We start from the raw sequence: 19089 nt of genomic DNA on the forward strand, positions 1-19089 counted from the left end.
GCAAGTCGGAAGAGATGTGTGTGATCGCCGATTAGCGTCAGCGTAACGAAGAAGCAGAGCCTGACGCTTCCCTGCCTCTGGAGCTTGGCACCGTTAAGCTTCCAGCAATGTCGCCAGCGGCAGCAAGAAATTCATCCATCTGCTCTTTTGTGCCGATGCTGACGCGGATACAGTGTTCCAAGCCTTTGTCCGGAAAAAACGCCACAAGTATCTTTTGCCTCTCCAATGCTGCTTGCCACCATGAGCCGTCCTGTCCCGCGGGCACACGGGCCAGCAAGAAATTTGCGCGGGAGGGTGTTACGGAAAATCCGAGTTGCGATAGTGCAACTGCCACTCGCTCTCGTTCATCCTTGATGTGCTTGTGGTTGTCTGCGTAGGCGCCGCGATGCGCAAGCACGCTGATACCAACGGCATGCCCGATCACGTTCATGTTGAAGACGTTCTGGATGTTTCGCAGCCTTCCAATAATTTCAGGGTGACCGAAACCGAAACCGACGCGAATGCCGGCGGCGGCATAGCTTTTCGAGAATGACCTCAAGATCAGAAGATTCGAATACCGGTTGATGAGGCGCAGTCCGTGATCGGGTGCAAAGTCGACGTATGCCTCATCGAGGACAATCAAGCGGTCCGATTGTGCTACGAGGCATTCGATATCGCTGATCGGGAGGAATGTTCCGGTCGGATTGTTTGGATTGGCCAACATAATAAACTTGGCGTCTTTTGCCGCACCGGAAAGCAATTGCTCCATTGGCAGGGAATGAGCTTGACATCCGATTTCGAGGAACTCAGCGCCCTGAAGCATGGCAAGTTTGCGGTTGAACGAAAACCCTGGCGACATCATCGCAACCTTGTCGCCGGGTGCGAGGAAAGCTCTGTAGATCAGTCCGAGCAGTTCAGACGACCCGTTGCCAGCGATGACCTGATCCCTGGAAACGCCATAGGTGCTGGACGCTGCTTCCCTCAATCTTAAGTTATCGTCATCCGGATATAGATACTGGCGCTTGAGGGCCGCCACTGCACTTTGCATTATGATTGGCGGCAACGGAAACGGGTTCTCATTCGTATTCAGCTTGATAAAATTTGCGTCCGGCGCTGGTCCGTTGGACGGCAGAGCATCCAACTGTCGTGTCACTTGCGAAAGAGCCGAAAGCACAGTTTGCAGTTTTGCGTCGGACATATTTGACTCCGTTTCAGTACAGGGGGCATGCGTATGAGCTCGCAACGAGAGCAACATGGCGGACGGGATTGACGATGGCAGGGTTGCCTTTCACACAATGGTCGCAGCGCCGGCTGAGATGGGAATTCAGCCAGGCTGTCCTCGGTCGAATCGAGTTGACGCGCACGCGGATCTGCATCGCTGCGCGGCGCCAAGGCGCTAAGCGGCTCAGCTCATGCCCAGGGTCATGCTTTCAAAGACGCTTGATCTCGACGCCGTATTTCCTCAGCACGTAGCCAATCTGGCGCGGGGTCAGCCCAAGCAAGCGCGCTGCCTTTGCCTGCACCCAGCCACATCTTTCCATGGCAGCAATGACGCGCTCTATATCGGGCGTCCTCGCGCCAATTGGGTGGGTTGCGCCGGCAAGCGGGCCTGTAGTCGCGGCCGAACTGGCGGCCTCGTCCGGGGGCGTGGCCAAATTCGCTGACTCCGGCAGGATCGGCGGTGGTTGCAGCGCGGCCTTGCCCGATCTGCACTTCCACAGCGCCTCGGCAAAGCATTGGCCTTGGGAGCAGGCAAAGTCGTTTCTCCCGATTGACAGTCCCTCGGCCAGGATCGCTGTCCGGTGCACGCAATTTTCAAGCTCGCGAATGTTGCCGGGAAACTCACATTTCATCAGCACTTCAATCGCACGCGGATCGAAGGTGAGCGTACAGCCGTTCTCGTCGTTGAACTTCTTGAGAAACTCAGCTGCGAGGAGCGGAATATCGCTGCGCCTTTGGCGCAATGCTGGTACCAGCAAGGGAACCACGTTGATGCGGTAGTACAGGTCGGCGCGGAACTCATTCCTTGCAACCGCCTCTTCCAGGTTCCTGTTCGTGGCGGCAATCACGCGAACATCGACCTTGATGGTCTGATTGCTGCCGACGCGCTCAAACTCCTGCTCCTGCAGCACGCGCAGTAGCTTTGCCTGGAACGAGGCCGAGATCTCGCCAATCTCATCCAGAAACAACGTCCCCTTGTCAGCGAGCTCAAAGCGCCCCTTGCGGGAATTGAATGCGCTTGTGAAGGCACCCTTCTCATGACCGAACAATTCGGATTCCAGGACTGTCTCTGGGAGCGCTGCACAATTGAGTTTAACGAAGGGCCGCTTGGCGCGCGGCGACAACTCGTGAATTGCCTTGGCAGCCAGCTCCTTCCCGGTACCGGACTCACCTCGCAACAGAACTGTGGTTTTTGCCTTCGCTACGACCGCGATCTTCTCCAGCAGGGCGCTTATCGCCGGACTGTCACCAATCATCCCCTCGACGTGAACCTTTTTGCGCCGGGGTGCAGGGTGCTTAACATCAGAAAATTTCGTTTGCAGCCGATGTTCCAGCTCCGGCGCTCGCTCGCTGTCGGCCGCGGAGAAGCGATGCAACTTGACTGTCTGTCCCACCATGTTGGCAATCATGGTGAGCAGCCGGACATCATCGTCGAGCCCATAGCTTGACCTGCTTTCCAAAACCCGGTCCAAAGTCAGCGCGCCTATGGCGTTCCCATCAACACGAATGGGAACGCCGATGAACGACACGGTGTCGGAGGCCCCAAGCACCTCGATATCAGTGGCAGTGAAGGTCGGATGCATCGCTATGTCGTCGGCGACGAGCGGCGTGTCGGTCGTCACAATCTGATCGATGGCGTTGCGCGGCAGGCGCGACCGGGAGGGCTCATTGCCGTTCGTGCCGCAGCCGCTGGCCACTGTGATGTCCAGTCCGCCCTCGGCATCGCAGAGAGCGATGATGCCGTGCCGCATCTGCACAAACGAGTGCAGGAGGTCGACTACCTTGGCCAACTTGAGTTCGAGCCGGGCGGCATCGGCGAGTACTTTCGATATTTCGAAGATGCCGGTTAGCGCGCGCTCGTGCAATGCCACATTCGCAGGATTCGTGTCGGGCTTTGGACAACCCTTTATCGCATTCGGCAGCGATATGCCGCAGTCGCGGGCATTCTGTTCTGACTTGCTAATGTTGTGGTGCATGTGATCCTCGATCTCGCGCCATCAAATCTAGGCTGGCGGCATGTGCGCCCGCGACGTCGCGGGCACGCGCGAATATTCTCCGACGTGAACTCGTGCCGCCGCCGTGTGGTCGAGTGCAAAGCGGGTCTAGCCCTGACGCATCGCTTGGCTACTCCCTCCACGAAGCTTGGCCATGTTATTGGCTTGCCCCGGGCAAACACACGTTGTTTTCAAAAGACTGGAGCGAGGCGGCATAGTCAATCGAGCTTTCTTTCATCTGTGAAAGGAAACCTCGCGGCCTATGATAGGATTCATCAGTTCTATCTTTGCGTTGAAGCAGAAATACCTGGGCCGGCCATGCGTTGCCCGAGCGGCTGACCGCGCGGAGTGTAAATGCGGGGCCGTGCCATTCACCAGCGCCCGCGAAGGAGGGGCGGGAGCGAGAATAACCGCCAACGGCACTGGTCGGTTGCGGCAACCGCCATCTTTCTCGAGTTGATCAGGCGGCGGCGATGTCGGGTGTGAAGGCGCGAAGCTGGCGTCGAGTACGACTTCGTAGGCGGTGCTCGCAACTTCTGAATCGCATCGTCGTGGTCAGCACCATCACCAGCCTGGGGCCGAAATCGGCACACTCAATGAGCGTATCGAAAAGTCTGAACAGATTACGATGCGACCGCTTGAAAACGGCTGCCCCTGCTGCGGGCGTTGATTTGCAAAATGGGTCGTCCAAAGGACCGTCCGAATTTATTCTGTGCATTGCAGTGGCTGCACGGTCGTAGGCTGTCCAGAAACGAGCGCTTCCGAACAGGGGTAAGTTAGCCTGTCATCTGGACGGCCTTGAACAGGCGACACGATGGGGCCCGGTCCAAAGCCGGCTAACGAGGAACCCACCACGCTCTGTGCAGCAAACCGCTAGCCAGAGGGATCGACCGGCAGCACTCTGCCAGAGACCATCAAGGGCGTTCGGACCGCGACCTTGCCCGCTGGTCTGACACCGCATTCCTCCATCATTGGCGAGCCCACGTCAGTTCAGGTGATGCGGATTCATCTGGCATGGGTATTGCGGCGGCGTTGGTGCAGCGTTCGACCGGAGCGCCGCGATAGGGAGAAGCCCGGGAGAAGTCACGCCACCTCGATCCGGTCAGGGAGAGAGAAACAGTGTCAGCTGCACAAGTCCGCGGCGCGAGTCCCGCGCCCCGCAAATCCTTCTACACCAAGCTCTACGCCCAGGTGCTTGCCGCCATCGCGCTCGGCGTCGCAATTGGCTATTTTTATCCGGAGACCGGCGAGAGCCTGAAGCCGCTGGGTGATGCCTTCATCAAGCTGGTCAAGATGATCATCGCGCCTGTCATCTTCCTGACAATTGCGACCGGCATTGCCGGCATGAACGATCTTCATAAGGTCGGCCGGGTCGCCGGCAAGGCAATGGTTTATTTCCTCACCTTCTCAACGCTCGCGCTGATCGTCGGCCTCATCGTCGCCAATGTCGTCCAGCCTGGCGACGGCTTGAACATCGATCCGGCCTCGCTCGATGTCCAGGCCGTGAATACCTATGCCGCAAAGGCCAAAGCGCAGTCGGTCACCGGCTTCCTGATGAACATCATCCCGCCAACGATCGTCGGTGCCTTCGCGGAAGGCGACATCCTGCAGGTGCTGTTCTTCTCGGTTCTGTTCGGCATGGCGCTTGCGATGGCCGGAGAGACGGGCAAGCCTGTCGTTTCCTTCCTCCAGGCGCTCATTGTGCCTGTCTTCAAGCTCGTCGGAATTCTGATGAAGGCCGCGCCGATCGGCGCTTTTGGCGCGATGGCCTTCACCATCGGCAGATATGGCATCGGTTCGGTAGTCAACCTCGCGATGCTGGTCGCGACGTTCTATTTCACCGCCTTCCTCTTCGTGTTCGGGGTTCTCGGCGCAGTCTGCCGCTACAACGGCTTTTCGATTTGTTCTCTCATTCGTTACATCAAAGAAGAGCTGCTGCTTGTCCTCGCAACGTCCTCCTCGGAGGCGGCGCTCCCGTCGCTGATGGAGAAAATGGAGAAGGCGGGCGCCAGGCGTTCGGTTGTGGGTCTCGTCATCCCGGCCGGATATTCGTTCAATCTGGACGGCACGAATATCTACATGACGCTAGCGGCTCTCTTCATCGCACAGGCGACGAACACGGATCTGTCCATCGGCGATCAGGTGCTGCTGCTGCTCGTAGCAATGCTTTCCTCCAAGGGCGCTGCAGGTGTGACAGGTGCGGGCTTCATCACCCTGGCGGCTACGCTCGCGGTAGTTCCGAGTGTTCCCGTTGCTGGGATGGCACTGATACTCGGCATCGACCGATTCATGTCCGAATGCCGGGCGCTCACGAATTGCGTCGGCAACGCAGTGGCATCCCTCGTCGTCGCACGCTGGGAAGGAGAGTTGGACCGAGCACAGATGAAAGCTGCCTTCAGCGGTCATCAGCTTACCGAGGCATCAAACCGGCTACCCTCCTGCAAGTAAGATGGGCGGCCCACGACCTGTGAAGTCGCTTAGCTGGTCACATAACTGAACGACCGACCCGCAGCCTCTAAACGGCTCCTCACGGACCATGTATCAGAAGCGCTAAATGTGTGAGTGCAAATCGTCACCGCCCTTTAAGCGAATGAGCCTTTCAGTATACCCGGCCGGTTTACGTCTGCAATGATGTTCGTCCAACACGCTGTGCCCATTCGTATGGGGACGTCTTCACTTTGCCACCCGAAACCGAAACGCGTTAGGCGGACAGAGAGCCGGCCCGCGTCAAAAACCAATCAGAATAGGACCTATGACCAAGCGCCCCACAATTGCCGATCTCGCCCGCGAAGCCCGAGTCAGCGTAGCAACGATCGATCGGGTTCTGAACGCCCGCCATCCGGTGCGCGAGGAGACCGCGCGGCGGGTCCACGACGCCGCCCAGGCGATCGGCTATCATGCTGCCGGGCTAATCAAGCAGCGGTTGCGGCGAGACCTACCGCACTACCGTCTGGGCTTCATCTTGAGAAAACCGGCCCAGCATTTCTACCAAGATTTAGCGCGCGAGGTCGAAGCATCGGTCAATTTGGCCCAGTCCTTCCACGGCATTCCGCTCGTCGAATTCGCCCCGTCACATATGCCGAGCGACCTGATCGCGCCGCTCAAGGAGTTGGGCGCACGCTGCCATGCAATCGCGATGGTGGCACCGGACCACCCGAAAATCACAGCAGCGGTTGAGGACCTCAAGGCCAAGGGCATTCCGGTTTTCTCGCTGCTTTCCGACTTCGCCGCCGGCGTGCGACAGGGGTATATCGGCCTTAACAACCGCAAGGTGGGGCGCACGGCCGCTTGGATGGTGTCCAAGGTCGCAAAACGGCCCGGCAAAGTGGCGGTGTTTGTCGGCAGCCATCGTTTCCAGGGGCACGAGCTCCGTGACGTCGGCTTTCGCTCCTATTGCCGTGAGAACGCGCCCACGTTCGAGGTGCTGGATCCGGTCATGAACCTCGAGAAACGGCAGATCACCTACGAGGCAACGCTTGATCTCATGCAGCGGGAGCCCGAGCTCGTCGGCTTCTATGTCGCCGGCGGCGGCATGGAGGGCGCGATCTCCGCGCTCCGAGAAGAGGGCAAAAGTCGGGATCTCGTCGCGATCGTGAATGAAATCACACCTGAGTCTCGGGCAGCGCTTGCAGATAACATCGTCACGATGGCGGTCGCCACGCCAATGCGCCGGCTTTGCCAGGAGCTGATAACGCTGATGACACGGGCTATCGAGACCGGCACCGCTGAAACACCCGGACAGACATTTCTGCCGTTCGACATCCATCTGCCGGAAAATATATGAAGGCGGAAGCGCGAGGTGGATTGCCTAGATCCGCAGCGTCAACCTCCACCGGCTTCACTTGCCAACATGCCCCACGTCTCGTGCAGGGGGTGTGGTCAATCATCCCGCACGGCAAGAGCCGAGCGAGGCCAGCACAGTCCATTTGGGGTCGACCTCGTCGACCGCCATCTCCTCGCCTGGCTGCACGTGAAAAGCCGCGGCACAGCCGGCAAGGTAGGAATTTAACCGGGCTAACCATCTTCTGGGACTTCGCACGCAAATCGAGGCGGCAGTCAATTCAGTAGCAGCCCGGGCGTGTGTTCTGCTCGTTCCGGCCCCTCGCACTTAGCAAGGAACTGCGCCGCTCTGCCGGGCCAAAGGCCCGACGCCCGAAGGGCAACCGCTCCTACGCGATCGCGTCCGCCTCCAGAAGCCGCCATCGAAAAGAATGCTCGCGTCGTCACCACCTACGGCCAAAGCGGGCAATCAAGGCAGCTGGCATCACTCTGCCACACACCCTCGACGAGCAACTCGCCTGAGATCAGCCCCAGAACGTAGGTAACACGCGCCGCGCCGGCGCTTGTCGAACATGCTGATCAGCCTGTCTTACAGGCGGTGATTAGGTGGGGCTCAACATCTTCCGGGACTTCGCACGCGATTTCGAGGTGGCAGTCGGTACCAAGAAACGAAAGGTCGGATCGGCGTGCCCGAGACGCTCAATGATTTCAGGCAAAGGCGCCAGGCGAGATGCCTCCTGCAACATCATTTCCCGCATCCACATGCTTGCCGGATCACTATTGTGAAGCTCAGGCCATTGGACGGCTTCCGTGAATGCAGGAGGAGGAAGTGGCGGCGGAAGTTGGACAATCCGCAGGGGTGTTGTTTTTGCGAAATGCTGCGCCAGCCGTAAGGGCATGGTCCCGATGCGGTTGGTGCCTGACAGGACGGGCGGGATCAGGCTAAAGCCCTGTACGACAACTTCGATACGTCTCTCGAAACCGTGCTCGAGCAAATACCATTCCTCCATGGTGGGCTGCCGGGTGTGCCTGAATTTGAGCACAACATGCCCCATGCACAAGTATCGCTCGAATGTAAGTGGCTCCGACAGCTGCTTGTTCGTGCCGCAGCCTACGCCTACGAGCTTATCTTCGAACAGGGCTGCCCGAGGATGTTTCGACATGAACACTTCCGGCATAATCAGAAAATCAACGTCGCCGCGCCGGAGAAGCTCCTCGGGGTCGTCGCAAATAGGCAGACATTCAAAGCGGACGGCGGGAGCTTCCCGCGCAGCGCGCTCTACTATCTTCCTAAAAAATACGAGCGTGATGTAATCGGAAAGCATGATTCGGAAGAGACGATCCGATTGGGCCGGGTTGAAGGCGTCGGGGGAAATAATCGATAGCTGGATGTGCAGCAATGCGTCCCGGACTGCTGGGGCGAGCCCGTCGGCGCGCGGCGTCAAAATGAGCTCGCGGCCGTTCATCGTAAATAGCTCATCGTTGAAATAGGCGCGTAGCCGAGCAACGGCGGCGCTCATGGCAGGCTGGCTCAGGTTGATACTGCGAGCCGCGGCAGTGACTTTACGCTCCCTCATCAGAGCGTCCAGCACAACGAGGAGATTTAGATCCAGCCCTTTAAAACGCATGTCATGTTCTATCCAACGTGTGGATGCGTATCATTCAAACAATCAATTTTACGAATTTACGAGCCATGCATTAGAGGAACGGAAAGTGAGCGACGTCAAGCTCAAATCGACGACACGGGCCGGAACTCGAGAGAGCGTCTGGCTCACCTTCGCCAACGACAACGGCTGAGTGCAGCCACCAACGCCGCTTTGGTCGAGTAATGCGGCCGCAAAAACCAATATGAAGAGAGGTCCTGAATGCGCCATCAGGTGCAGTGGAAGTTGTGCTGGGAAAACGAGTTGCAGCTCTCCGATCACGTTAAGCTCGCCGAGTTCTTTCGTGATACGTACGGGCCGACTGGGGCGTCCAACGCAGAACCGTTCGAAGGTAGTCGAAGCTGGGCCGGAGCCAGGCCTGAACTCCGCGTAATCGCCTATGATTCAAGCGGTGTAGCGGCTCACATGGGCATACTGCGCCGTTTCATCAAGGTCGACGCGGTCGACCTGTTGGTGGCTGAACTGGGCCTGTACGGGGTACGTCCGGACCTTGAGGGTCTGGGAATCGCCCATTCAATCCATGTCATGCTTCCAATACTGCAGGAGCTTGGCGTTCCATTCGCTTTCGGAACGGTCAGGGACGCGATGCGGAATCATGTTGAGAGGTTCGGACGGCGATACAGCCCTATGGCCGTTTTGTCGGGAATTCGCGTGCGCTCCACCCGACCAGAGGCCCGCCTCGACCTGCCGCCCACACGCATCGATGACGCACTCACAATTGTTCTGCCAGTTGGACGGCCGATCAGCGAATGGCCCACGGGCACGATGATAGATCGGAACGGACCAGAGCTATGAGCCGGTCCGATTGCTTGTACGAAGTGCGCCGTGAGTGCTCTGACGGCACCGGCCGTCGAAGCGTTTATCTGACGTTTGACGACGGTCCCAATCCACTTTTCACACCGGAGATTCTCGACGTGCTGGCAGAGCAGCGGGTGCCGGCGACTTTCTTCGTCATCGGCGCCTACGCCTTAGAGCACCCATATCTAATCCAACGGATGATCGCAGAAGGGCACGAGGTAGGCAACCACACGATGTCTCATCCGGATCCGTACCAATGCGGTTTCGGCGAAGTGCAACGTGAGGTCTTTGAAGCGAACGACGCGATCATGAGAGCGTGCCCGCAGGCCTCGGTCCGCTTTGTTCGCGCGCCCTACGGCGCCTGGAGCGAAGAAGTCTGCACAGCATCACAGATCGCCGGGCTGGCGGCCCTTCATTGGTCCGTCGACCCTCGAGATTGGTCTCGCCCTGGAGTCGAGGCGATTATCGATAAAGTGCTCGCCTCCGTCCGGCCGGGCGCAATTGTACTCTTGCACGACGGGTGCCCTCCCGGCGAGTTGAGCCAGGGCGCTCACGCCGGCATGCGCGACCAGACGGTCACGGCGCTGTCCCGGCTGATTCCAGCACTGCGTGAGCGCGGATTTGTAATCCGCTCACTTCCTCAACATCACTGAACAACGAGATCCCATGACTCTTCTTGGTACAACCAGCACTGTGGCCATTTCGCTTTATGCACTGCTCTCGACTGCCTATAAGAGCATGCAAGGGCTTTATGCTATGCCGACAAAGGATTCGTCGGCGTTGGAGGTTCTCGCCGGCTCCGACAAACTGCCCAGCGTCGATGTCATCGTCCCCTGCTTCAACGAGGATCCGCGCACGCTTTCAGAGTGCCTGGCTTCCATTGCAGACCAAGAATACGCCGGAAGACTTCGGGTCTATTTGGTTGATGACGGTTCTGGAAATCGCGAAGCCTTAGGAACTGTCCACGAAGACTACGCGCGCGACCCCAGGTTCGACATCATTTTGCTTCCCGAGAATGTTGGAAAGCGCAAGGCGCAGATCGCCGCGATACGACGCTCATCAGGGGATCTGGTGCTTAACGTTGATTCAGACACGGTACTCGCGCCCGACGTCATTTCCAAGCTTGTACCGAAGATGCGAGATTCAGCGGTCGGCGCAGTCATGGGTCAGTTGACGGCCAGTAACCGAACCGAGAGCTGGCTGACCAGGCTGATAGACATGGAGTACTGGCTGGCTTGCAACGAGGAGCGCGCGGCACAGGCTCGCTTCGGTGCCGTTATGTGCTGTTGCGGCCCATGTGCCATGTACCGCCGGTCTGCGCTCCTTTTGTTACTGGACCAGTACGAGTCGCAATTTTTTCGGGGCAAGCCAAGCGACTTCGGTGAGGATCGCCATCTCACTATCCTGATGCTGAAAGCAGGCTTTCGAACCGAATACGTTCCGAGCGCCATCGCGGCCACAGTCGTTCCGAACAGACTCGGACCGTATCTGCGCCAACAACTCCGTTGGGCACGAAGCACATTCCGGGACACACTGCTTGGGCTGCGCTTGCTGCCTAGCCTAAATAGCTATCTCACGTTGGACGTGGTCGGACAGAATCTCGGCGCGCTACTCCTCGCCCTATCGGTATTAACGGGCCTCGCACATTTCGCACTGACAGGCACTGTGCCTTGGTGGACAGGACTGATGATTGTGTCCATGACCATGCTCCGATGCAGCGTGGTAGCATTTCGTGCTCGACAATTTCGATTTCTTGGCTTTTCGCTGCACACGTTCATCAACGTCTTTCTCTTGCTTCCGTTGAAGGCCTACGCGCTGTGTACCTTGAGCAATAGCGATTGGCTGTCGCGAAGCTCTGCTGTCGCTACATCGAACACTGGGGGAAAACAGGCCCCCACCCAAGCTCCGATCACTGGTTCCAGCAGGGCAGAACTCTCGCCCCATTCGGCTCCGCTTCGCAGGCTCAGTCTTGCGCGGGATTCTTCGGAATTAGTCCTGTCGGACAACATTTGCGGCGACGATTGATCGCAAATACCTAATGGACGAGAGGTGCACGAGTTTGACCCAGAACGTGAATCATCAGTTGCTTGATCGGGAATTGGCCGCCGACGATCCGTGGGGCCTCGACGGCAATCCATTCGAGCGGAAGCGCCACACGCAAATGCTCCAGCTGGCGCTTGCCCAAGGCTCCATTACAAATGCCCTCGAAGTCGGGTGCGCTGCCGGCGCATTCACGGAAAAACTAGCCCCCTACTGCCAAGGGCTCACCGTCATCGATGTCGTGGCGCAAGCGATTGCTCGAGCACGTCAACGGATAAAGGAGCCGTCGCGCATCAACTGGATAGTCTGCGATGTTCAACAGTTTTCGACCGACGAGTTGTTTGACGTGATCGTTGTGGCGGAGGTCCTCTACTACCTCGGAGAAATAGCCGAGATGCGCGCGGCCGTCAAAAACCTGGTGCGGGTGCTTGCGCCAGGCGGGCATCTGATCTTCGGATCGGCAAGGGATGCTAATTGCCGTCGCTGGGGTCACGCCGCTGGTGCTGAGCCGGTCATCGCCATGCTGAACGAAACGTTGATCGAGGTAGAGCGGCTTGAGTGTCGGGGCGAGTCGGTCAACGAAGACTGCTTGCTCGTCCGTTTCCGGAATCCGATTTCCGCTTCCTGATGAATCTCGAATCTATCGCCGTTAACGTGGAGACACTATGCGCATCTGTGGTACCAAGCTGACCCATGATGGGGCGATCGCCCTGGTCCAGGATGGACGGCTCGTCTTCTGCGATGACCAGGAAAAGCGGCACAACGATCCGCGATACCAATCCATCGATAATCTCGACGCAATTGTCGCCGCTTTAGCGGAGCAGCGGCTAGATCCTTGTGATGTCGATCAGTTCGTTATCGACGGCGGGGATGACGAAGACGAGTCACAGTTTCAGGTCGGCAGGGAACCAAGCAACCGCCAGTTTTGTCGTCCCTCTCGGTAAAATGAACCCATGTCCATGATAGCGATCGACCTTACTGACGTAAGCAAAACTTATGACAAGCTCGTTGTCGACAGGCTGTCGTTCCGCGTTGCGGCGGGGGNGTCCTCGGCATGACATCTCCTGATGCGGGGAAGATTACTGTGCTCGGCGCTCCAGTGCCGGCGCGCGCGCGTTTGGCACGTATGCGCATCGGCGTGGTCCCGCAGTTCGACAATCTTGATGCCGCGTTCACTGTACGCGAGAACCTGTTGGTGTTCGGGCGCTACTTCCGGATGAGCAGACGCCAGATCGATGCGGTCATACCATCGCTGCTTGAGTTCGCCCGCCTCGAGAACAAAGCGGATGCGCGCGTCGCCGAACTGTCCGGCGGCATGAAGCGGCGCCTGACGCTTGCGCGTGCGCTCATCAATGACCCGCACTTGCTGGTGATGGACGAGCCGACCACCGGCCTCGATCCGCAGGCCCGCCACCTGATCTGGGATCGGCTGCGGTCGCTGCTGGCGCGGGGCAAGACTATTCTTTTGACTACCCATTTCATGGAAGAGGCCGAGCGGCTGTGCGATCGGCTGTGCGTTATGGAGGAGGGGCGCAAGATCGCCGAAGGTCGCCCGTCCGAACTCATTGACGAGCAGATCGGCTGTGACGTGGTGGAGGTCTACGGCGGCAATCCGCATGAACTGGGTGCGCTGATCCGGCCGTACGCACAGCGCATCGAGGTGAGCGGTGAGACGCTTTTTTGCTATGCACCCGATCCGGAGCAGGTGCTGGCGCAGCTACGCGGGCGCACGGGTCTACGCCTTCTGCAGCGTCCCCCCAATCTCGAGGATGTGTTTTTGCGGTTAACCGGGCGCGAGATGGAGGACTGAACAATGGGCGAACGTTATGCGGCGGGCATGCCCGCCAATGCGTGGAATTGGGTCGCGGTTTGGCGCCGCAACTATCTTGGATGGAAGAAAATCGGGCTTGCATCGGTTCTCGGCAACCTCGCCGATCCGATGATCTATCTGTTCGGTCTCGGCTTTGGCATCGGAACAATGATAGGTCCTGTTGAGGGCACTTCGTACATTGCGTTTCTCGCGGCTGGCATGGTTGCCACAAGCGTGATGGCATCGGCGACCGCTGAAACGGTCTACGGGAGTTTCGGCCGCATGGGCGACCAGCGCACCTGGGAAGGAATGCTATGCACTCAGCTGACGCTCGGCGATATCTTACTCGGCGAATTGGCGTGGGCAGCCACGAAGGCCCTCATGGCGGGCACAGCAATCACTATTGTTGCCACCACGCTCGGCTACGCATCGTGGCCATCCATCCTCTGCTTGCTGCCAGTCATCGCTCTCAATGGCCTCGCCTTCGCGAGTCTAGCGATGGTCGTCACGGCGCTTGCGCCCAGTTATGAATATTTCATATTTTATAATACGCTTGTTATTACACCCATGCTGTTCCTTTGCGGCGCGATGTTTCCGGTCAACCAATTGCCCGGCGCTTTTCAGTATGCTGCCTCCTTATTACCGCTCGCACATGCAATCGACCTCATTCGTCCAGCGATGCTTGGCCGTCCGATTGACAAAATGGGCCTGCATATCGGCGCGCTTTGCATATACACAGTTTTGCCCTTCTTCTTTTCGATTGCTCTTTTTCGTCGAAGGCTGATGCGTTGACGCTACTCACCATTCGAATTGAATGTTTGGTCGCAACCCATTCACACGCCGCCTAGATCAAGACATGCGTTTTAAGGGACTCGATCTGAATCTCCTCGTTGTGTTGGACGCTCTGGTCAGGGAACGTAAAGTCACCGCGGCGGCCCGCAGTATTAACCTGAGCCAGCCGGCAATGAGCGCCGCCGTTGCTCGGTTGCGCGCCTATTTCAGCGATGAGCTATTTACGATGAGCGGCCGCGAGCTCATTTTGACACCTCGCGCTGAGGGGCTCGCCCCAGCAGTCAGGGAGGCATTGCTGCACATCCAGCTATCGATTATTTCCTGGGACGCCTTCAACCCAGCCCAATCGGATCGTCGCTTCCGGATTATCCTTTCCGATTACATCACGCTCGTATTTTTTAAGAAGATCGTAGAACGTGCTGCGCGGGAAGCTCCCGCCGTCCGCTTTGAATGTCTCCCTATTTCCGACGACCCCGAGGAGCTTCTCCGGCGCGGCGACGTTGATTTTCTAATTATGCCGGAAGTATTCATGTCGAAACATCCTCGCGCAGCCCTGTTCGAAGATATGCTCGTGTGCGTAGGCTGCGGCACGAACAAGCAGCTGTCAGAGCCACTTACATTGGAGCGATACTTATCGATGGGGCAGGTTGTGTTCAAATTCGGGGACACCCGGCAGCTCTCCATGGAGGAATGGTATTTGCTCGAGCACGGTTTCGAGAGACGCATCGAAGTTGTCGTACACGGCTTTAGCCTGATCCCGCCCGTTGTATCAGGCACCAGCCGCATCGGGACCATGCCCTTACGGCTGGCGCAGCATTTCGCAAAAACAACACCCCTGCGGATTGTCAAACTTCCGCCGCCACTTCCTCCCGCATTCACGGAGGCCGTTCAATGGCCTGCGCTCCACAATAGTGATCCGGCAAGCCTGTGGATGCGGGAAATGATGTTGCAGGAGGGATCTCGTATGATTCCTCTGCCTAAGAGCACCGGACGTCTGAGTTGTCCCCAAATTGAGAAACTGCCCCCCCCTCGACTATGAGAGGAGGCATGGATGGCGATCCCCCGCCGCCTGCGACCCCGCAACTGCTCAGCAGAAGGGCGAAGCGCACGAGAGTGCATCCATTTCGTAAATGTGTGCCTATCCAAGCAATCGATTTCTGCAACTGTCCGATGACGAATATGAACGCGCCTGAAGGTGTGGAGGCGGGAGCCTGTTCGGGCCCTTGCGGCCGACCACGATGAATCCCTTCCAAACCTTCAGCCGGACGGTGTTGTTGACGCGCTCCATTAAATGCCGGGACCAAACATATTCGGCGGGAGCACTGATCCTGAACCAGCGAGCGGATGCAGTCGGTTGCCGGTCGGGGAGCAATATAGGGAGCTGGGTCGCCAGCCTCCGGAGACTTACGTGACAACCATTCCTTAAAGGATTCAGCTTTGAGACCCTTCCCTCTGACTTCCGCGATTTGGGGCATTGTGTTGATCAGCGGCGTGGTCAACGTGCTTGCGCTCATCTCGCCGCTGTTCATGCTTCAGGTCTATGACCGCGTTCTGGCAAGTGGCAGCGTATCCACNCTAGTGGGGCTCGTCGTGCTTGCTGCGGGGCTTTATGCGTTCCAATGCCTGCTCGACATTTTGCGCGCCCGCGTGCTGCTGCGGATTGGCGAGCGTTTCGATGGACAGTTTTCCGGACGCGTTCACGATGCGATCGTTCGCCTTCCGCTTTCAACGCGCATGCCGGGCGACGGCTTGCAGCCGCTTCGCGATCTCGACAATGTTCGCGGCTTCTTAGGTGGAAACGGTCCGACAGCGTTCTTCGATCTGCCATGGATGCTGTTTTATCTTGGCATTTGCTTCCTCCTTCATTTCTGGATCGGCATGACGGCACTTATCGGGGCGGTCGGTCTCACATCTCTGACACTCCTTGCCAACACTCTCTCGCAAGGGCCGATAAGCGATACCGTTGCCCACAACATGGCACGCAATGGTCTGCTGCAAGCAGCGCGTTGCAATGCCGANAGGGCCGATAAGCGATACCGTTGCCCACAACATGGCACGCAATGGTCTGCTGCAAGCAGCGCGTTGCAATGCCGAGGTCGTGCAAGCTCTCGGTCTTGGAAAGCGGATCGCTGCCCGATGGCAAAAGGCCAATGCCAAGTGTCTGGCCGCCAACCGGAAAGCTGGGGATGTGGCAGGTGGGCTGGGTGCCATTTCAAAGTCGCTGCGCGTGCTGCTGCAATCGGCCATTCTTGCCGTCGGTGCGTACCTTGTCGTCAGGGAAGAGGCTACGGCCGGGGTCATGATTGCCAGTTCGATCATGATGGGGCGTGCGCTGGCTCCGGTCGACCTCGCCATTTCAAGCTGGAAACCCTTCCTCATGGCGCGCCAGGGTTGGGCGCGGCTGGAGGACCTCTTGGAAAAGGTTCCTGAAACCGCTCCTGTTATGCTAATGCCTGCACCTGAACGCGAACTGCGCCTCGAAAGCGTGACAATCGTTCCGCCCGGTGAAAGCAAGCCGACCGTGACCGGCATTGCGTTTGCCATTCAGGCGGGAAGCGCACTCGGGGTCATCGGCCCGTCGGGCTCGGGCAAGTCGACACTCTCGCGCGCCATCGTCGGCGCATGGACGCCGGTCGCCGGGAAGGTTCGCATCGACAGCGCAAGCCTCGATCAATGGGACCGGGAAGCACTAGGCCGTCANGACGCCGGTCGCCGGGAAGGTTCGCATCGACAGCGCAAGCCTCGATCAATGGGACCGGGAAGCACTAGGCCGTCACATCGGCTATCTGCCACAAGGTGTTGAATTGTTCGATGGCACCATTGCCGAAAACATCGCTCGTTTTGAAGATGATCCTGACCCTGAGGCTATTGTCGCCGCGGCGAAAGCNGGCACCATTGCCGAAAACATCGCTCGTTTTGAAGATGATCCTGACCCTGAGGCTATTGTCGCCGCGGCGAAAGCAGCGGGCACGCACGAACTGATCCTCCGATTTGAGCACGGATACGAAACTCCGATTGGTGAGGCCGGATCGGCACTTTCCGCCGGGCAGCGTCAGCTTATCGGTCTTGCCCGGGCCCTTTATCGAGACCCTTTCCTTGTCGTGCTGGATGAACCCAATGCCCATCTCGACGCGGAAGGCGAGGCTGCAGTCGTTAATGCGATCGCCTCCGTGCGCGAGCGCAAGGGCATTGCGGTTGTCGTCGCCCATCGGCCGAGCGCCATCCGCGCCGTGGATTTGGTGTTGGTGATGGAAGGTGGACGGCAGCGATCATTCGGTGCGCGTTCCAAAGTCCTGAAGGCCATCGAGTCTACACAGGATCACGTGGCAGAGCGCGCTGACATGGAGGATCCCGGTGTCCGGCATTCATCAGAACAATGACGTTTCGAGTCCATTCGCCGGCACCTGGTGGCGGGCCTTCTGGCGAGCGTGATCTTTGTGGGAGGAGCCGGAGCCTGGGCGACCTTCACGAATCTCTCCGGTGCGGTTGTAGCGTCCGGACACTTTGTCGTCGTTTCCTAGTGAGAAGATACAGCACCCGACTGGCGGGGTGGTCGGAGAAATCCTGGTGCGCGAAAGCCGGATCGCAGCCGATCTGGCGACGGATGAAAAACCCGGCATTTCGTACTACCTGGTGCGCCTGTCGGTTCCGATCTCGGCTCGCGCGAACGCGCTCCCTAACGTTCCATTGCTCGCAATGGGCAGTGCCGGCGCAACTCGGCAACACAGCCCCATGCCCGTTCTTCCGAGGGCGGCCCAACCAGAACGACCGGTTACAAAGTTTCCTGGACCGTTCTTTGAGTGTGAATGTTCGGGCCGATTGCCTGGGCGCGTCCCCGCCGCCTGCGAGCCCGCAACTGCTCAGCAGAAGCGCGAAGTGAACGAGAATGCATCCATTTCGTAAATGTATGCCTATCCAAGCAATCGATTTCTCAAATTGTCCGATGACGAATATGAACGCGTCAGGCAGGGGCATCACTAGGAGTATTTTCAATGGCAAAGATTATCGAAGGTGGCCCGAGTTCCGAAACACTCCTCGGCACCGAGGGTGTTGACTGGATCGAGGGTTACCAGGGCGGTGACTGGCTTGACGGTCGTGGCGGCAACGACGAGATCTCGGGTGGCGCGGGCAGTGACCGAGCCATCGGCGGCAAGGGTAACGACCGCATCTTCGGCGGAGATGGCTGGGACGATCTCTCCGGCGACAACGGCCGCTTCAACGCGCGCGTCTCCGGTGAGGACAATGACAGGCTCAGCGGCGGACCCGGCCAGGATGTCCTCTACGTGGGTGACGGCCAGGACACGTTGACCGGGGGCAGCGACAGTGACACGTTCGTGTTCCAGTTCCACAATCCGGTGCCTGGGGTTGTCGGGTCGACGTCGGACATTACCACTATCACCGATTTCAACCCGGCGGAGGACAAGTTCGCCTTCGATGCGGTGGGCCTCTACAACGATGGTTTTGGCGCGAACTTCGTCAACAACGCCAGCATACAGTCCGGCTACCCGGTGAGCAGCTTCTACAGCGGTGCGGCCTCGGGTGCGAACGGCGAACACGTCGTGGTGATCACTGGCGAATCTTTCAACTCTGCTAATGAGGCGGCGAGTGCGATCTCCGGCGAGCACGCCGGCGACATCATTGTCTACCAAAGCAGCTACACCGACAGACTCGCAACTCTGGCCTATGTCACCGCCGACGGCAGCGCGCACGAGTTCGCCCACCTGGGCGGTGTGGTCACCGTGGCAGACCTGGGCCTGACCGCGTCCGACTTCACCTTCGTTTGATCCAGAAAACCCATACGGAACCGCGCCCGCCCCGCCCCCCTGGGCGGGCGCTTTCCCGTTTCCGCTACTTGCCATGGGCCGGGGCGCCCGGGAGCAGTCAGCGTGTACAGTGACGAAGCCCTGCGCGTCGCGCTGGTCGTGCACCGAAATCCCACTGAAGGTGTGGAGGCGGGAGCCTGTTCGGGCCCTTGCGGCCGACCACGATGAATCCCTTCCAAACCTTCAGC

12 protein-coding genes and 4 pseudogenes are annotated in these 19089 nt (G+C 58.7%); 13 read left to right on the forward strand and 3 right to left on the reverse strand.

Annotated features, from left to right (window positions below; genetic code table 11):
- Window positions 1-37 precede the first annotated feature (37 nt).
- The gene (hisC, locus tag X751_RS136160) at window positions 38-1177 is read right to left on the reverse strand and encodes a histidinol-phosphate transaminase (RefSeq protein WP_031247381.1); all 1140 of its coding nucleotides are present in this window, start codon (window positions 1175-1177) and stop codon (window positions 38-40) included.
- Between the two features lie 232 nt (window positions 1178-1409).
- Window positions 1410-3176 carry a nif-specific transcriptional activator NifA gene (gene nifA / locus X751_RS136155; protein ID WP_023703128.1) on the reverse strand — a complete coding sequence of 589 codons (1767 nt, stop codon included), beginning with the start codon at window positions 3174-3176 and terminating at the stop codon, window positions 1410-1412.
- Window positions 3177-4313: 1137 nt separating this feature from the next.
- Between nifA and X751_RS136150 the strand changes: the two genes are divergently transcribed.
- Window positions 4314-5642 carry a dicarboxylate/amino acid:cation symporter gene (locus X751_RS136150; protein WP_031209948.1) on the forward strand — a complete coding sequence of 443 codons (1329 nt, stop codon included), beginning with the start codon at window positions 4314-4316 and terminating at the stop codon, window positions 5640-5642.
- Between the two features lie 304 nt (window positions 5643-5946).
- Complete coding sequence (locus tag X751_RS136145; RefSeq protein ID WP_023703127.1) at window positions 5947-6978, forward strand: LacI family DNA-binding transcriptional regulator; 1032 nt, start codon at window positions 5947-5949, stop codon at window positions 6976-6978.
- Window positions 6979-7576: 598 nt separating this feature from the next.
- On the opposite strand, the gene X751_RS136140 is transcribed toward X751_RS136145, so the two are convergent.
- On the reverse strand, window positions 7577-8602 hold the full coding sequence (locus tag X751_RS136140) for a LysR family transcriptional regulator (protein WP_023746297.1): 1026 nt from the start codon (window positions 8600-8602) through the stop codon (window positions 7577-7579).
- A gap of 237 nt (window positions 8603-8839) precedes the next feature.
- Between X751_RS136140 and X751_RS136135 the strand changes: the two genes are divergently transcribed.
- The 11 genes and pseudogenes from X751_RS136135 to X751_RS136100 all read left to right on the forward strand — a co-directional run bounded on the left by X751_RS136135 (window position 8840) and on the right by X751_RS136100 (window position 18862).
- A complete protein-coding gene (locus X751_RS136135; protein WP_023685029.1) occupies window positions 8840-9433 on the forward strand; it encodes a NodA family N-acyltransferase in 594 nt (197 codons plus the stop codon).
- A complete protein-coding gene (nodB, locus tag X751_RS136130) occupies window positions 9430-10089 on the forward strand; it encodes a chitooligosaccharide deacetylase NodB (RefSeq protein WP_023685030.1) in 660 nt (219 codons plus the stop codon). Before X751_RS136135 ends, nodB begins: the two co-directional genes overlap by 4 nt.
- Window positions 10090-10102: 13 nt before the next feature.
- Window positions 10103-11461, forward strand: coding sequence for a chitooligosaccharide synthase NodC (gene nodC / locus X751_RS136125; RefSeq protein ID WP_023687361.1), 1359 nt, complete (start codon window positions 10103-10105; stop codon window positions 11459-11461).
- A 13-nt stretch (window positions 11462-11474) separates the two neighbouring features.
- Window positions 11475-12104 carry a nodulation methyltransferase NodS gene (gene nodS / locus X751_RS136120; RefSeq protein WP_023746298.1) on the forward strand — a complete coding sequence of 210 codons (630 nt, stop codon included), beginning with the start codon at window positions 11475-11477 and terminating at the stop codon, window positions 12102-12104.
- A gap of 37 nt (window positions 12105-12141) precedes the next feature.
- Window positions 12142-12375: pseudogene (locus tag X751_RS136115) on the forward strand (carbamoyltransferase N-terminal domain-containing protein); the annotation flags it as partial.
- 54 nt (window positions 12376-12429) lie between these two features.
- Window positions 12430-13286, forward strand: a pseudogene (gene nodI / locus X751_RS01000000164475) (nodulation factor ABC transporter ATP-binding protein NodI).
- 3 nt (window positions 13287-13289) lie between these two features.
- Window positions 13290-14078 carry an ABC transporter permease gene (locus X751_RS136110; protein ID WP_023687364.1) on the forward strand — a complete coding sequence of 263 codons (789 nt, stop codon included), beginning with the start codon at window positions 13290-13292 and terminating at the stop codon, window positions 14076-14078.
- A 64-nt stretch (window positions 14079-14142) separates the two neighbouring features.
- Window positions 14143-15117, forward strand: coding sequence for a LysR family transcriptional regulator (locus tag X751_RS136105; protein ID WP_023685036.1), 975 nt, complete (start codon window positions 14143-14145; stop codon window positions 15115-15117).
- 398 nt (window positions 15118-15515) lie between these two features.
- Window positions 15516-17458, forward strand: a pseudogene (locus X751_RS1000000166475) (type I secretion system permease/ATPase).
- Window positions 17433-17675 (forward strand): annotated as a pseudogene (locus X751_RS1000000168280) (HlyD family type I secretion periplasmic adaptor subunit); the annotation flags it as partial. The pseudogenes X751_RS1000000166475 and X751_RS1000000168280, both read left to right, overlap by 26 nt.
- 395 nt (window positions 17676-18070) lie before the next feature.
- Window positions 18071-18862: a hypothetical protein gene (locus tag X751_RS136100; RefSeq protein ID WP_023690711.1), complete on the forward strand. Its 792-nt coding sequence runs from the start codon at window positions 18071-18073 to the stop codon at window positions 18860-18862.
- The last annotated feature ends 227 nt before the right edge of the window (window positions 18863-19089 follow it).

Source organism: Mesorhizobium sp. LNJC394B00 (assembly GCF_000502555.1).
In the GTDB taxonomy this organism is placed as follows: Bacteria; Pseudomonadota; Alphaproteobacteria; order Rhizobiales; family Rhizobiaceae; genus Mesorhizobium.